Origin of the sequence: Streptomyces sp. F63 (genome assembly GCF_018070345.1) — a bacterium.
In the GTDB taxonomy this organism is placed as follows: domain Bacteria; phylum Actinomycetota; class Actinomycetes; order Streptomycetales; family Streptomycetaceae; genus Streptomyces.
In genome coordinates this window covers 82,091-97,065 of sequence record NZ_JAGPXX010000001.1, presented here as the reverse complement: position 1 = coordinate 97,065, position 14,975 = coordinate 82,091, and the positions used below count along the sequence as shown (strand labels likewise).

Annotated in this window: 13 protein-coding genes; 10 read left to right on the top strand and 3 right to left on the bottom strand. The window is 73.6% G+C overall.

The features are described from left to right. The first annotated feature begins 3 nt into the window (after nt 1–3). From KBZ10_RS00410 to KBZ10_RS00390, 5 genes are all read left to right on the top strand, one after another. Nucleotides 4–849, top strand: coding sequence for a tryptophan 2,3-dioxygenase family protein (locus KBZ10_RS00410; RefSeq protein WP_210985417.1), 846 nt, complete (start codon nt 4–6; stop codon nt 847–849). Next, complete coding sequence (locus KBZ10_RS00405; protein ID WP_247701594.1) at nt 842–2,455, top strand: kynureninase; 1,614 nt, start codon at nt 842–844, stop codon at nt 2,453–2,455. Before KBZ10_RS00410 ends, KBZ10_RS00405 begins: the two co-directional genes overlap by 8 nt. Beyond that, nucleotides 2,452–3,609 carry an alpha/beta hydrolase gene (locus KBZ10_RS00400; protein WP_210985416.1) on the top strand — a complete coding sequence of 386 codons (1,158 nt, stop codon included), beginning with the start codon at nt 2,452–2,454 and terminating at the stop codon, nt 3,607–3,609. Before KBZ10_RS00405 ends, KBZ10_RS00400 begins: the two co-directional genes overlap by 4 nt. A 193-nt stretch (nt 3,610–3,802) precedes the next feature. Beyond that, nucleotides 3,803–5,458 (top strand): histidine kinase, encoded by a 1,656-nt coding sequence (locus tag KBZ10_RS00395; RefSeq protein WP_210985415.1) that lies wholly within the window; start codon nt 3,803–3,805, stop codon nt 5,456–5,458. Nucleotides 5,459–5,550: 92 nt separating this feature from the next. Beyond that, the gene (locus KBZ10_RS00390) at nt 5,551–6,219 is read left to right on the top strand and encodes a response regulator transcription factor (RefSeq protein WP_307847130.1); all 669 of its coding nucleotides are present in this window, start codon (nt 5,551–5,553) and stop codon (nt 6,217–6,219) included. Between the two features lie 87 nt (nt 6,220–6,306). On the opposite strand, the gene KBZ10_RS00385 is transcribed toward KBZ10_RS00390, so the two are convergent. Together KBZ10_RS00385 and KBZ10_RS00380 are read right to left on the bottom strand one after the other, a co-directional pair. Next, complete coding sequence (locus KBZ10_RS00385) at nt 6,307–7,971, bottom strand: ABC transporter permease (RefSeq protein WP_210985414.1); 1,665 nt, start codon at nt 7,969–7,971, stop codon at nt 6,307–6,309. After that, nucleotides 7,968–8,945 carry an ABC transporter ATP-binding protein gene (locus KBZ10_RS00380; protein ID WP_210985413.1) on the bottom strand — a complete coding sequence of 326 codons (978 nt, stop codon included), beginning with the start codon at nt 8,943–8,945 and terminating at the stop codon, nt 7,968–7,970. Before KBZ10_RS00380 ends, KBZ10_RS00385 begins: the two co-directional genes overlap by 4 nt. Before the next feature lie 240 nt (nt 8,946–9,185). Between KBZ10_RS00380 and KBZ10_RS00375 the strand changes: the two genes are divergently transcribed. Beyond that, nucleotides 9,186–9,677 carry a MarR family transcriptional regulator gene (locus KBZ10_RS00375; RefSeq protein ID WP_307847129.1) on the top strand — a complete coding sequence of 164 codons (492 nt, stop codon included), beginning with the start codon at nt 9,186–9,188 and terminating at the stop codon, nt 9,675–9,677. Between the two features lie 21 nt (nt 9,678–9,698). On the opposite strand, the gene KBZ10_RS00370 is transcribed toward KBZ10_RS00375, so the two are convergent. Then, nucleotides 9,699–10,643: a diacylglycerol kinase gene (locus KBZ10_RS00370; RefSeq protein ID WP_307847091.1), complete on the bottom strand. Its 945-nt coding sequence runs from the start codon at nt 10,641–10,643 to the stop codon at nt 9,699–9,701. A 177-nt stretch (nt 10,644–10,820) separates the two neighbouring features. On the opposite strand from KBZ10_RS00370, the gene KBZ10_RS00365 reads away from it, so the two are divergent. From KBZ10_RS00365 to KBZ10_RS00350, 4 genes are all read left to right on the top strand, one after another. Further along, nucleotides 10,821–12,104, top strand: a complete 1,284-nt coding sequence (locus KBZ10_RS00365) for an adenylosuccinate synthase (protein ID WP_210985412.1) — start codon at nt 10,821–10,823, stop codon at nt 12,102–12,104. Nucleotides 12,105–12,810: 706 nt separating this feature from the next. Continuing rightward, entirely contained in the window at nt 12,811–13,662 is an 852-nt protein-coding gene (locus KBZ10_RS00360; protein WP_210985411.1) for a helix-turn-helix transcriptional regulator, read from the top strand. A 14-nt stretch (nt 13,663–13,676) separates the two neighbouring features. Beyond that, nucleotides 13,677–13,880 carry a DUF397 domain-containing protein gene (locus KBZ10_RS00355; protein ID WP_210985410.1) on the top strand — a complete coding sequence of 68 codons (204 nt, stop codon included), beginning with the start codon at nt 13,677–13,679 and terminating at the stop codon, nt 13,878–13,880. Nucleotides 13,881–14,652: 772 nt separating this feature from the next. Beyond that, entirely contained in the window at nt 14,653–14,946 is a 294-nt protein-coding gene (locus KBZ10_RS00350; RefSeq protein WP_210985409.1) for a hypothetical protein, read from the top strand. Nucleotides 14,947–14,975 lie beyond the last annotated feature (29 nt).

Sequence of the window (14,975 nt, the reverse complement as noted above, 5' to 3'; positions counted from 1 at the left end):
GCGATGTCGACGACACAGCACGACCTGCCCGAAGCCGGCTCGGAGACCCCGAACCTCGACTTCCGGGGCACCACCCCCTACGAGGACTACGTCAAGGCGGACATCCTCACCCATCTGCAGCACCCGCTCTCCGACGAGCCGGGCGAGATGGTCTTCCTGGTGACCACCCAGGTGATGGAACTGTGGTTCACCGTGATCGTCCACGAGTGGGAGACGGCCGCGCAGGCCCTCCGCCGGGACGACCTGCCGACGGCCATGGCGGCACTCAAGCGGTCCGAGTACGAGCTGCGCGCGCTCAACGCCTCCTGGGAGCCGCTCGCGCACATCACCCCCGCCCAGTTCAACGCCTACCGGGGCGCGCTCGGCGAGGGCTCCGGCTTCCAGTCCGCGATGTACCGGCGGATGGAGTTCCTGCTCGGCGACAAGTCGGCGTCCATGCTCGTACCGCACCGGGGCGCCCCCCGCGTCCACGCCGAGCTGGAGAAGGCGCTCGGCGAGCCGGGCCTCTACGACGAGGTGCTGCGGCTGCTCGCCCGGCGCGGCCACGCCGTCCCCGCCGAGGTGCTCGAACGCGACCTCACCCTGCGCTACGACCCCCACCCGGCCGTCGAGGAGGTCTGGGCGCGGATCTACTCCGGCCCCCAGGAGGACGAGCTGGTGCGGCTGGGCGAGGCGCTCACCGAGGTCGCCGAGCTGGTGTGGCGCTGGAAGAACGACCACCTGGTGGCGACGCGGCGGGCGATGGGCGCCAAGACCGGCACGGGCGGCTCCCCGGGCGTCTCCTGGCTGGAGAAGCGGGCCCGGCGGAACGTCTTCCCCGAGCTGTGGACGGCCCGCAGCCATGTCTGAGACCACGGACCGGCAGGCGTCGGATGCCGCCGGGGACGCCGCCGGGGCGGCGGACGGCGCGAAGACCGTGAACGCCGTGCACGCGACGGACCCCGGCAGCCCCGGCAGCCCCGGGAGCGCCGGGCCCGGGGCGCTCGCCGACCGGGCCGCACGCCTGGACGCCGGGGACCCCCTGGCCGGGCTCCGCGCCCGCTTCCGCCTGGAGGAGCCCTCCGACGGGAACGCCGCCGTCTACCTCGACGGCAACTCCCTCGGGGCGCTGCCCGCCGGGGTGCCCGCCCGTATCGCCGAGGTGGTCGAACACGAGTGGGGGCGGCTGCGGATCCGCTCCTGGACGGAGAGCGGCTGGTGGGAGGCGCCGGAGCGGATCGGCGACCGGATCGCGCCGCTCGTCGGCGCCGCGCCCGGCCGGATCGTGGTCGGTGACTCCACCAGCGTCAACCTCTTCAAAGCCGTCGTCGCGGCCGTACGCATCGCGCAGCAGGGCGCGCCCGGCGCCCTCGGCGGCTCCGGCGCGGCGGGCACCGCGGGCCCCCCGGGTGCCGCGATTGCTGCGGACGGGCACGGCGGGCACGCCGGACCGCCGCCGGCCCCGGCCGCCGACGGGCCGCTCGCGCGGGCCGGTTCGCTGCCGCGGCCCGCCGCGGCAGCGGGCGGCGGTGAGCCCGGCGGCGAGCCCGGCGATGGGTCCGGGTCGGTGCGCGACGAGATCCTGGTCGACGCGGAGACCTTCCCCACCGACGGCTACATCGCCGAGTCGGCCGCCCGCATGACCGGCTGCCGCATTCGCGCCGTCCCCGCCGGGGAGATCGGCGCGGCCTGCGGACCGCGTACGGCCGTGGCACTGGTCAACCACGTCGACTACCGCACCGGGCGGCTGCACGACCTGCCCGGGACGACCGCGGCCGCGCACGCGGCGGGCGCCCTGGTGGTGTGGGACCTCTGCCACAGCGCGGGCGCCCTGCCCGTCGGGCTCGACGCGCACGGCGTGGACCTGGCGGTCGGCTGCACGTACAAGTACCTCAACGGCGGGCCCGGCGCACCGGCCTTCCTGTATGTGCGGGGGGAACTCCAGTCCCGTTTCGACTCGCCGCTGCCGGGCTGGAACTCGCACGCCGACCCGTTCGGGATGGCGCCGTCCTATGCGCCCGCCGACGGAGCCGTGCGCGGCCGCGTCGGCACCCCGGACATCCTGTCGATGCTGGCGCTGGAAGCGGCGCTGGAGGTGTGGGACGGGGTCGCGGTGGAGGACGTACGGGCCAAGAGCCTGGCGCTCACGGACTTCTTCCTGGACTGCGTGGCGGCGTATGTGCCGCCGGGGCGGGTGGAGTGCGTGACGCCCGCCGCGCACGCCGAGCGGGGCAGCCAGATCGCGCTGCGCTGTGAGGACGCGGACGAGGTCATGCGGGAGCTCATCGCGCGCGGGGTCGTCGGCGACTTCCGCCGCCCGGACGTTCTCCGCTTCGGCTTCACCCCGCTCTACGTGGGCTACGCCGACGCGGAACGGGCGGCGCGGGTCCTGGCGGAGGTCCTCGCCGAACGACACCCGGACGGCGGCCCGGACGGCGGCCCGGACGGCGGCCCGGACACCGGCGCCGGGGTATGACCGCACCCGGCAACCGCCCCGGCGGGCACCCCCACCAGGTGCCCGCCGGGGCGGCCGGGAGCACCGCCGGCGCCGCTCACTCCGCAGGCGCCGGTCACGCCTCCGCCGCCGAAGCGGAGGAGGCCGCGCTGCTGGGTCTGCCACCGGAGGCCCCGCACCACACCGTGCGCTACGGCCCGCACCCGTCCCAGCTGATCGACTATCACCTGCCGGACGGCGGCCGCCAACCGGATCTCCGGGTGACGCTCCTGCACGGAGGCTTCTGGCGCGAGGCGTACGACCGCGCGCATCTGTCGCCCCTCGCCGCCGCGCTGGCCCGGCACGGGTGCGCGGTGGCGCTGGCCGAGTACCGCCGGGTGGGCGGCGACGGCGGCTGGCCCGCGACGTTCGAGGACGTCTCCCGGATCGTCGCCACGGCCTGGCCGGAGCCGGAGCTCCGGGGCGGCGGCCGCGGCGACGCCCCGCACGCGGGACGGGACGGCTCCGGACGCGCCGGGAGAGCCGCTGCGGAGAGCGCGCCGCGCACCGGCGGTCCGGCCGGCGGACGGAACTTCCGTGGCCGGCACGTGCTGCTCGGGCACTCCGCCGGTGGCCACCTCGCCCTCTGGGCGGCGGCCCTGCGCACGGGGACGGCGGCCGGGGCGGCCGGGGCGGCGGGCGGCGCGAGAGCCGGAACGGAAGACCCCACGCCGCCCGCGCACCGCACCACGGCGCCGGCCTCCGGCGACCCGGAGGCCGCTCCGGGCAGGCTGGATCCGGACGCCGCCCCTGCCGTCGGCGCACCCGACCACGTCGTGGCCGTCTCCCCGGTTGCCGCGCTCGGGCGGGCCCACGAGCTGGACCTGAGCGGGGGAGCGGTCGCCGGGCTGCTCGGCGGCCCCGGCGCCGTGGCGGAACTCCTGCCGCTGACCGACCCGTTGCTGCTGCCTCCCCCGGCCGCGCCGGTGACGATCCTGCACGGCACCGCCGACCCGGACGTGCCTCTCGCCCTCTCCCGCGCGTACGCCCGCGTCATGCGCCGGGCCGGTGCGCGGGTGGAGCTGCGGGAACGCCCCGGCGGCGGGCACTACGCGGCGCTCACCCCCGGCACCGCCGCCTTCGGTGAACTGCTGCGCGTGCTGCGGGACTTCCCGCCGGAGGCCGTCCCCGGGTGAGGCGGGCCGCAAGCGTGCCCGCCCGGACGGTCGTGGGACGCCGCCCGGCCCGCGGGCGCTGCGAGGACGACATGACCCGGGGCGGCGTGAGCAGGGAGGACGCCCCGGGCCGCGGGTCATCCTCAAGTCGTAGGCCCGGAAGTCCGCATTGACGGTGACGACGCCGACGGCCCGCATGCGTAGCGTTCCCCGTATGAACGAGACGACGCCGGCGCCGGCATGGACCGAGTCACGGATAGCCCGAACGGCCTGGGACAACCTGCGGAAGGACCTCTTCCGGGACATCTGGGGGTTCCGGCCCCTCCCCCCGGTCGGCGAGGCGGGTCTGCGGCGGCGCCCGCTGCTGCGGCGGCTGGGCGGCCGCTGGTTTCCGCATGCCGTGGTGGGGTTCACGGCGCTGTTCCTGCTGGTGCTGGATCTGCTCGGGGCCCCCTGGGAGCGGCCCGGGTTCCTGGTGCTGCTGCTGGGGCTGGCGCAGACGGTGCCGCTGGCCCTCACACTGCTCCGGCCGCTCGGCGCCTGGTGGGTGTCGTTCGGGGTCTTCGTCTTCATGGCCGTGACGGACAGCTGGCAGGGGCCGGGGGTCCTGGCGCATCTCGGTGTCATGATCGTGGTCGCGCTGCGGACGCGGCCCCGGGTCGCTCTGGAGATGTGGGCGATCAGCGTGCTGTCCATGGGATGGGCCGGTGTCGTCTTCGCCGCGGGGGGTGCCTATCTGGTCTTCCCGGCGGCCGTCTTCTCCGGCTGCGTCCTCGGCACGGTGGTCGCGCTGCGCGGCTGGTGGCTGGCGCGGAACCGGGTCGAGGAGCAGGAGACGCTGGTCGCGGACGTACGCGGCCGGCACACCGCGCTGGAGGAGCGGGCCCGGATCGCCCGTGAACTCCATGACGTGGTGGCTCACCACATGTCGGTGATCGCGATCCAGGCCGAGGCGGCCCCGTACCGTGTCGAGGACGCGCCGGAGGAGCTGACCCGCAGCTTCGGCACCATCCGGGAGAGCGCGGTGGAGGCCCTGTCCGAGCTGCGCCGCGTGCTGGGCGTGCTGCGGTTCGACGGCGCCGGATCCCTGGGCGTCCCGGACGCGCCGCAGCCGGATCTGTCCCGGCTCGACGAACTGGTCCAGGGCGTGCGGGACGTGGGCCTGGACGTGGAGATCGCCCGCACGGGTGCGGAGCGGCCGCTGCCGCAGGGCGTGGAGCTGTCCGCGTACCGGATCGTCCAGGAGGCGCTGAGCAACGCGCTGCGGCACGCGCCGGGTTCGCGGGTGCGGGTCGAGGTGGCGTACGTCCTGACCGGCCTCGGACTGCGCATCGTCAACACGGCGCCGACCGGAGCGGTGTCCCCGTCACCCGGGATGGGGCACGGCGTGACGGGGATGCGCGAGCGGGCCGTGATGCTGGGCGGCGAACTGACGGCCGAACCGACCGCCGAGGGCGGGTACGAGGTCGCCGCCTTCCTGCCCGCCGGGCCGGTCGAGGACGAGGAGCGCGAGGCGCCCGCCGGACGGCGCGGCGCGAGCCCGGGGGAGACCCCGCCGGGGCGGGTGCGGGAGCGGGAGCCGGAGCCGGAGCCGGGGTCGGGGCCGCGGCGGCCGGACGGTCCGGTGGGCCTGGCCAAGACCGGGGCGGCGGGGCCGGCGCGGGGACGGACGTCCGCCGCCCGTGCGGACACCGCCGGCCGCTCCGAGAGAGCGGGCCACGGTGACCGAACCGGGAGCCGGGGGAGCGGGGGGAGCCGCGAGAGCCGCGAGAGCCGGGAGGAGGGCCCGGACCGCTCGGAGAGCCCGGACAACCCGGGCATCCCGGATGGTGCCGACCACGGAACCGGCCGTTCGGGTGAGCGCACGTGAACGACGCCGACGCCACCCCCGCCCCCGGCTCCGACGCCGCCCCCGGCCCGGAGCACGGCACCCCCGTCCCCGCCCGCGACCCCGTCGCCCCCATCCGCGTCCTGATCGCCGACGACCAGGCGATGGTCCGTGAGGGCTTCTCCGTCCTCCTCGGCGCCCAGCCCGGTATCGAGGTGGTCGGCGAGGCGGTGGACGGGGAGCAGGCGGCCGTGCGGGCGGCGCGCCTGCGGCCCGACGTGGTGCTGATGGACGTCCGGATGCCCGGCACCAACGGTCTGGAGGCCACCCGGCGGATCGCGGCCGAGCGTGAGGAGGGCGGCCGCCCGCGCGTGCTGATCCTCACGACCTTCGATCTCGACGAGTACGTCTACGAGGCGCTGCGCGCCGGAGCCAGCGGCTTCCTCCTCAAGGACGCCTCGGCCCGCCAACTCGCCGACGCCGTGCGGATCGTGGCGGCGGGTGAGGCTCTGCTGGCGCCGACCGTCACCAAGCGGCTGCTCGCCGAGTTCACCCGGCTCGGCGCCCCCCGCGCCCCGCGCATGGACCGCATCCGGGATCTCACCGAGCGCGAGACGGAGGTGCTGGCCCTGATCGCGCAGGGCCTTTCCAACGGGGAGATCGCGGCCCGGCTGACCGTCTCGGAGGCGACGGTGAAGACCCATGTGAGCCGCGTCCTCGTCAAACTCGGCCTGCGCGACCGCACCCAGGCCGCCGTCTTCGCGTACGAGATCGGCCTGGTCACCCCGGGCGGCGGCAGGTGAGCCGGGGCGGACCGGCTCGTGTCGCTCCCTGTCCGGCGGCGTATCTCCGTCCACACCCTGTGGACGGAGATACGCCGGGGCCGCCGGCTACTTGGTCTCCAGGTCGCGCCGGCGGAAGCCCAGCAGCCCCAGCCACACCAGGCCCGCGGCGAGCGCGGTGAGGATCAGCAGCGGTGCCCACTCCAGGTCGGCGGCGGGGAGCTGCGGGACGTGGCCGAACGGTGAGAGGTTGTTCAGCCAGTCGGCGAACTGGAGAAGCTGCCCGAGATAGCCCACGACGAAGGCGTACACCGGGACGAGCCAGGCCAGGGTGCCGTAGCGCGGCACCCAGCCGAAGAGCGCGACCGCGAACCCGATGGTGAACCAGAGCGCCGGTGCGTAGGCGATCGCGGCCCACGTCAGTTTGCCGACCAGGCCGCTGTCCCCGGTCGCCGCGGCGCCCGCGATCCCGAAGGCGAAACCGGTCAGGGCCAGCAGGACCACACCGCCCGTCGCGGCCACGGTGATGTGGCTCAGCACCCAGCGGGTGCGCGACAGCCCCGTGGCGAGCAGGGGTTCGGCGCGTCCCGCGCTCTCCTCGGCGCGCGGCCGCAGGGCGGCCATCACCACGTAGATGGACGCGACGATGGCCAGGATCAGCGTGATCATCGAGGCGAAGGACTCCGTGATGGTCGCTCCGCCCAGCGCCTCCACGGCCTCCTGGACCTCTTGCAGATCCTTGAGCATGTCCTCGGCGTCACCGAGCACCGAACCGTAGGTGACGCCCAGCGCGAAGACGCCCGCACCGAAGCCGATCAGCAGTCCGCGGTGCAGCCGGAGGGCGAAGCCCGTGGGCCGGGTCAGCGGGTCCGAGGCCACCGGGCGGCCGAGCCGGGTGGGCCGCAGCCCCGCCCCCACGTCCCGCCTGGTGCTCAGCGGGAACGCCACGGCGGCGAGGAGGGCGGCGAAGCCGAGCGCCACCAGCAGCGGCCACCAGCGGTCGTCGACGTAGGCGTAGGTGCGCTGGGCCCAGCCGATCGGTGACATCCAGGACAGCGCCTCGGTGCCGACGTCGCCGGCGGCGCGCAGGGCGTAGGCGACGCCGATCACGGCCAGCGCCATGCCGGAGGCACCCCGGGCGTGCGCGGTGATCTGGACGGTGATGGCGGCGACCGCGGCGAAGACGATGCCGATCGCCGCGTGCGCGAAGCCGTAGAGCAGCGAGCCGCCCCAGCCGATGGACTCGATGCCCATGACGGCCAGGCCGGTACCGAACAGCAGGGCCAGGGCGGTGTTGGCGACGACGGCCACGCCCAGGGCGGAGGCCAGTTGGGCATGGCGGCCGACCACCGTGGAGCGGACCAGCTCGGCACGGCCGGTCTCCTCCTCGGCGCGGGTGTGCCGGGAGACGATGAGCACGCTCATGATGCCGACCAGGACGCCGGTGAAGGACAGCATCTGGTGCGCCATCATCGAGCCGAAGGTGTAGTCGGTGAGGTAGTGGCGCGGCCCCGAGGTGGCGATGGCCGCGGCGCTGCCCATGGTCCTGGCCGTCGACGCGCGTTCTGCCTCGGTGGTGTAGAGGCCGCTGAGGCTGTTGGCCGTGAGCATCGTCCCGAGGGTCAGCGAGAGCAGCCACACGGGGAGCCGGATGCGGTCCCTGCGCAGCCCGAAGCGGAGCAGGATGCCGGTGCCGGCCAGGGCGGCGGAGCGCGTGGTGGCGGCCGGAGGTGACGGGGTCCGCGGGGCGGCGGTGGCGGTGGCGCCGGTCATCGGACGCCTCCGTCGTCCGCGGAGCCGGTGGACACGGTGCCGCTGCCGCCGCTGCCGCCGCTGTCTCCGTTGGTGTGGCCGTTGGCGGCGAGTTCGTCGCCGTAGTGGCGCAGCATCAGCTCTTCGAGGGTCGGCGGGTGGCTGGTCAGGATGTGGATGCCGAACTCGCTGAGCTTGCGGATGGCGCCGTCGAGGTGGGTGCCGTCGACGGCGAAGCGGACCCGGGTGCCGTCGATCACCGGGCTGTGGATGCCCGGGAGTTCGGTGAGGCCGGTGACGGGCCGCTCGGTCTCGGCCTCGACAGTGGTCCGCGTGAGGTGGCGCATCTCGCTGAGCGTGCCGGACTGGACGGTCTGTCCCTTCCGGATGATGCTCACGCGGTCGCACAGCTTCTCGACCTGGGCCAGGATGTGGCTGGACAGCAGAACGGTCTTGCCCGCGGCCTTGGCCTGGAAGATCACGTCCTGGAAGACCACTTCCATCAGCGGGTCGAGCCCGGCGGTCGGCTCGTCGAGCAGCAGCAGTTCGGCGTCCGAGGCGAGTGCGGCGACGATCGCGACCTTCTGCCGGTTGCCCTTGGAGTAGGCCCGGCCCTTCTTGGTCGGGTCGAGGTCGAAGCGTTCGATGAGCTCGTCGCGGCGTTTCCTGTCGAGGCCGCCGCGGAGCCGGGAGAGCAGATCGATGGCCTCACCCCCGGTGAGGTTCGGCCACAGCTCGACGTCCCCCGGGACGTAGGCGAGCCGGCGGTGCAGTTCGACGGCGTGGTGCCAGGGGTCCTTCCCCAGCAGCTGCGCGGCGCCGCTGTCGGCGCGGAGCAGGCCGAGGAGGACGCGGATCGCGGTGGACTTGCCGGCGCCGTTGGGCCCGAGGAAGCCGTGCACCTCACCGGTCTCGACGTCCAGGTCGAGGCCGTCCAGTGCGTGGGTCCGGCCGAACGTCTTGTGGAGGCCGGCTACGGAGATTGCCTTCGTCATGGTTCTGACGCTACGCGCACTTCACAAAGTTGTGAAGTTAAGGAAGCATATAAACTCAGCCCTCACCCCCCCAGGACGCTGATCAAGGGAGATGGAGCGGACGTGACCGACGAGCCGACCGGGTGGCCGCCGCAATCGCAGCCGCAGACGCCGCCCCGGACGCCGCAGCCGTCGCAGCCGCAGGCACAGCCGCAGCCGCCGGGGCGGACCGGCCCGGACCCGGAGGGGCTCTCCCGCTTCGTGGAGCGCTTCGCCTCGGAACTCGTCGAGGCCGGGTTGCCGCGTATGCCCGCCCGGGTCTTCGCCGCCCTGATGGCCTCCGAGCAGGGCCAGCTCACCGCCGCCGAACTGGGGGAGCAGCTGCAGGTCAGCCCGGCCGCGATCTCCGGCGCGATCCGGTACCTGTCCCAGGTGAGCCTCATCAGCCGGGAGCGCGAACCGGGTTCGCGGCGCGAGCGCTACCGGCTCCATGACGACCAGTGGTACATCTCCTTCAGCCGCCGGAACGAGGTCCTCATCCGCTGGGAGAACACCCTGCGCACGGGCATCCAGGCGCTCGGCACCGACAGTCCGGCGGGGCAGCGGCTCGAGGAGACACGGGACTTCTTCGAGTTCCTCCGCCAGGAGATGGCGACGATGCTGGACCGCTGGATCGAGCACCGGGAGCGGCGGCGCCGGAACGAGGACGCGGCGGGGGGCGCGGCGGGGCCCGCGGGCGGGGCGGCGGGCTGAGCGACCCGGCGGGAGCCGGGCTCAGGACCGTGCCGAGGCCGGGGCCGGGTGCGGCAGGGTCAGCCGCAGGGCTCCCGGGCGGACCGTCCAGGTACGGGTCCGGACCGGCCCGCCGACGACCGCGTCGGCCCGGTAGCGGAAGTCGGGCCCGGAGACGGTGACCGTCCGGGCGTGCACTACGGCCGGGGCACCGCCGTGCCCGTCCCCGTCCCCGCCCCGGCCGCCGTCCCCGCCCCGGCCGTCCCCGTCTCCGTCCCCGTCCCCGCCGCCGTCCGCCGGCCGGATGACGACCCGCGCGAGTCCGCCGTACACCGACACCGACACCTCCCGCACCGGCCGGTCGAGGTCCACGAGCACCGCCCCGTCCGCCTCCACGCGCAGCCGGTGGCGGCCCGCGCCGTCGCCGTCCCGGCTGCCGCCGCCCGTACCGCCGTTCACCCGGCGGTGTCCGCGCACCAGTCCGCGGCAGCCGCGCAGCGCCGGCTGCCACCAGGGCGCACGGTCCGGAAGCCGTCCGTCCGTGTGGGGGATGCGCAGCCCGCCGATCACCACCCCGTCGCTGTCGTCCACCAGCAGATCGAGCCGCCGCTCGGCGCCCTCCAGCACCACCCGTGCCGCCGGCACCGCGCCCAGCGGCAACCCCAGCTCCCGCGCCAGCGTGGTCGACCGGTCCGGGGCCCCCACCGGAACGAAGGCCAGCGCCGCGTTCGCCAGCTCCCGTTCCCGGTGCAGCAGTCCCACGATGCGGCGCAGCGCGAGGTCGTCGCCGACCACCACCGGGTGCCGCCGCCCCCGGTGCGCCAGATGCCGGGCCACGTCCTCCGGCCCGTCCGGGAGGCAGACCTTGGCGGACGCCCCCGCGCACAGCACGTCCCGCACGATGCGGACGGATTCGGCGTCGTCGCGGCGGGCCACGGGGTCGATGACGATGAGCAGGGGGCGTTCGCCGGGTGCTGGAGCCGACACCTCGGTCCTTCCTCAGGTAATCTCTCGGTGCAAGAGCCCCTGTCGCTGTCTTGCGCCAGGGGCTTCGTCTAATCCGGGGCACCGGTTCGACGGCTCTGCGGACGGCGCGCGCCGAGAACGCCGCGCGGTCGCCGCCGTGCACGTTGGACATGCCCCGCCCGGAAGGGGTGTACGCCTGTGCCCGCACTTGTGCTGCTCGGTGCTCAGTGGGGTGACGAGGGCAAAGGGAAGGCCACCGACCTGCTCGGCGGCTCCGTGGACTATGTGGTGCGCTACCAGGGCGGCAACAACGCCGGCCACACCGTCGTCGTCGGCGACCAGAAGTACGCGCTGCATCTCCTCCCCTCCGGCATCCTCTCGCCGGGGTGCACCCCGGTCATCGGCAACGGCGTCGTCGTGGACCCGGCGGTCCTGCTCTCCGAGCTGAGCGGGCTCCAGGAGCGCGGCGTCGACACCTCGAAACTGCTGCTCAGCGGTAACGCGCACCTGATCACGTCGTACCACACGACCGTCGACAAGGTGACCGAACGTTTCCTCGGGAAGCGGAAGATCGGCACCACCGGCCGCGGCATCGGCCCGACCTACGCCGACAAGATCAACCGGGTCGGCATCCGGGTGCAGGACCTCTTCGACGAGTCCATCCTGCGGCAGAAGGTCGAGGCGGCCCTCGACTTCAAGAACCAGATGCTGGTCAAGCTCTACAACCGGCGCGCCATCGCCGCCGACCAGGTGCTGGAGGAACTCCTCGGCTACGCGGACGACCTGCGCGGCTTCGTCGCCGACACCACCCTGGTCCTCAACGACGCCATCGACGAGGGCAAGGTCGTCCTCTTCGAGGGCGGCCAGGGCACCCTGCTCGACGTGGACCACGGCACGTACCCCTTCGTCACCTCCTCCAACCCGACCGCCGGCGGCGCCTGCACCGGCGCCGGCGTCGGCCCGACGAAGATCAGCCGGGTCATCGGCATCCTCAAGGCGTACACGACCCGCGTCGGCGCCGGCCCGTTCCCGACCGAGCTGTTCGACGAGGACGGCGACAAGCTCCGCACCATCGGCGGCGAGCGGGGCGTGACGACGGGCCGCGACCGCCGCTGCGGCTGGTTCGACGCGGTGATCGCCCGTTACGCCACCCGCGTCAACGGCCTCACCGACTTCTTCCTCACCAAGCTGGACGTCCTCACCGGCTGGGAGCGGATCCCGGTCTGCGTCGCGTACGAGATCGACGGCAAGCGCGTCGAGGAACTCCCGTACAACCAGACCGACTTCCACCACGCGAAGCCGGTCTACGAGATGCTGCCGGGCTGGTCCGAGGACATCAGCAAGGCCAAGACGTTCGAGGAGCTCCCGAAGAACGCCCAGCGGTACGTCAAGGCCCTGGAGGAGATGTCCGGCGCCCCGATCTCCGCCATCGGCGTCGGCCCGGGCCGCACGGAAACGATCCAGATCAACTCCTTCCTCTGAGCCGCGGAACGCCGTGCCCGGCAGGCTGTTCTCGCCACCCCCGCCGGGCACGGCGGGGGTGGCCACCACCTCGCCGGGCACGGTGACCCCTGACAAGCGGGACGGGGTTTGCCAGGAGGCACACGCGGCTCGCCGAACGTGCACGCCGCCTTGATGAGGGCTCCTTGCGTCGCCGGGCTACCGCACGCGCGCAACCTCTTCGGGATAAGGGAGGGGGCTGAGCAGGGCGGTGCCCCCGCCGCACTCAGCACGGGGCTCGCCGCGTCAAAGGTCTTCGCCACCGTTGCAGGCTTCATCGGAGGCTTTCCCTGCCATATGTGCCCAGCGTGGCCTCGTTACGGAGGAGGACAACCGCCGTACCTCCCGGAGCGGGCGCGGAGGCAGTGGGCTCTGGGACATCCGGCGGCGGAAGAGTAGAGGAAGGCTTGCCCCAAGGGAGGAGACCGCAGAGGGCCGAATACCAGTTGCCGCGGCTTCGAGTCAACCCCCTTGCCCCCTGGAGGATTTGGTGTGAGTGGCGGCGCCGAGGGGTTCTCGGCGTGAGACGGGATACGGGGGTGTCCAGTGGTGCGGGACGTCTCTTCCGGACGGATGTTGCATCGGGCCGTGGGTGCGGCCACGTGCGAAGGTCGAGGGCTTGTCAGTACGTTGGCCGGTGTCGTGAGCACCGGCCGGACGGTGCCTTGGGTGGCGAGGGGAGCGGCTGATGCCGGTCAGGAAGCCGTCGACCGAGCGGCAGCGGCGGCTCGGGGCGGAGTTGCGCAAGATGCGCGAACGGGTGGGGCTGACGCTCACCGAGGCAGCCGCTCTGCACCGCGTGGACAAGACGACGATCAGCAACACCGAGTCCGCCCGTTTCGGCGTCAGCGCGGACCGGGTCCGGGTCTGGGCGGCCAACTACTCCTGCCCGGACCAGGAATACGTTGACGCGCTGGCCGGGATGGCGCGCGAGCGCGGAACGTACTGGTGGGACGAGTACCGTGACCTGTTGCCCGCCGGGGTGCTGGACCTCGCGGAGCTGGAGTACTACGCGGCGGCATTCCGCTCCGTGCAGCTCACGCATATGCCGGGGCTTCTGCAGCACCCGGACTACGCGCAGGCCGTCTTCCGGGAAGCCGTACCGCCACATACGCCGGAGGATTTGGACCGGAGGGTGGCCTTCCGCGTCGGGCGCAGCCGGGTCCTCGACCGGGCGGAGCCGCCCGAGTGTGTCTTCATCGTGCACGAGGCGGCGTTGCGCATGCAGTTCGGGGGCCGGAACGTCACCAGGACGCAGCTCAGCCATCTGCTGGAGCAGTCCGAACGGGAGCATGTGACGGTCCGGGTCGTACCGTTCGCCGCCGGTGGCTTCCCCAGTGTCGGAAGTTCGACGCTGTATGTGTACGGACCTGTTGCGTTGCTCGATACGGTGCAGTCGGATACTCCCGGCGGGCCGAGATTTCTGCACTCCGAGACCCACCTCACCAACTACCGGGCGGTCATGGACCGCATGGAGCAGTGCTCTCTCGGCCCCGACCGGTCGAGGGACTTCATCCGTGACGTGGCACAGCGACTCTGAGGGTGTGGGAAAGAGTGGACATACGGTGGCGCAAGTCCTCGTTCTCCGAGGATTCGGACGGCAACTGCCTCGAACTCGCCCGCTGCGGTGGTGAAGTGCTGCTCCGGGAGAGCGATGAGCCCTTGGTGATCATCAAGGCCGCTCCACAGGCGGTGCGAGCGCTGCTTCTCGGCGCGCGGGCGGGAGAGTTCGACCGGCTGGACCGATCCGCCGGCTGACAGTTGTCAGCCGTCATCGACCGGCGTGAGACGAGCCGTCCGCTTTCGGAGACGAAGGGCGCATCGGCGTGCCGGAGACTGTCATATGCCGACTCATTCTTCGTGACTCATAAATGTTGATGCGGAATGCCGTTTGGCGCTACGGTTCAACTCCGGTCAGTGGTCAAATGGTTGCTGTCGGGTATGAAAGTGCCCCGGCGGTGTAGGCGCACCCCGGGGCATGGCCAACGCTTCAGAGGAGCGTCAGCGTGCATCACCGTATCCGGTCGACCCTGCGGAGCACACTTGTTCGCGGGGCAGCCCTGTTCATTCCTGCCAGGGGGAAGCGGCGCCGGCCCTGTCCGGCTGTGCCTCCAGAACCCGCCGCCCGACGGCCCGACCGCCGCACGGCGCGCGGCCTGCGGCTCGTCGTCCGGGCCGTCAATCCTCCGTACCGGCTGGGGCGGCTCCGGCCGCACCCCTGGCCGGAGCACCGGCCGTACCACCGGCCCGCGGAGCTGCCGGGCCGGGACGGCGGTGGCCGGCGGACCGGCGCGTCCGCAGGGTCCGTAGGGCCCGGTCCCTCTGCCCACGAGCGGTGCCAGGCGCGGCGCCGGGCCGCGCTCGCGTACGCGATGGACGGGATCATCGTCGGACCCGACACCGTTCGGGCCTACGACCTCGGGGCGGCGCTCCTCGCACGGGCCGCCGGAGGCCCGGGTGGCGGGGCGGACGGCGGGTCGGACGGCAGGACGGACGGCCGGCCGGCTCCCGGCGCGGGGGTGGCGGCCTGATGAGCACCGGGACCCCGGACAACTCCAGCCCCGCGCAGGGTCTCTGCGTCAGTCGCGTGCCCGGCAAGCCGGTGGTGTGGGAGGCGGACGGCCGGATCGCCGTCCCGCTGTGGCTGCGGCAGGACGGCCGGTTCGACACGGACCTCGCCCTGCGGCTCTCCGTCGCCGAGGCGGAGATGCTGCACGCGCAGCTCTGCTACGCCCTCGCCGACGAGCCCGTGACGACCCCGCCGGACGGCACGCCGTACTGCCGGAGCCACGAACGGGAGGACGCGGCGGCCCGCCGCCCGTAGGCGGCCCCGCGAACGGCGACGGTCCGGGC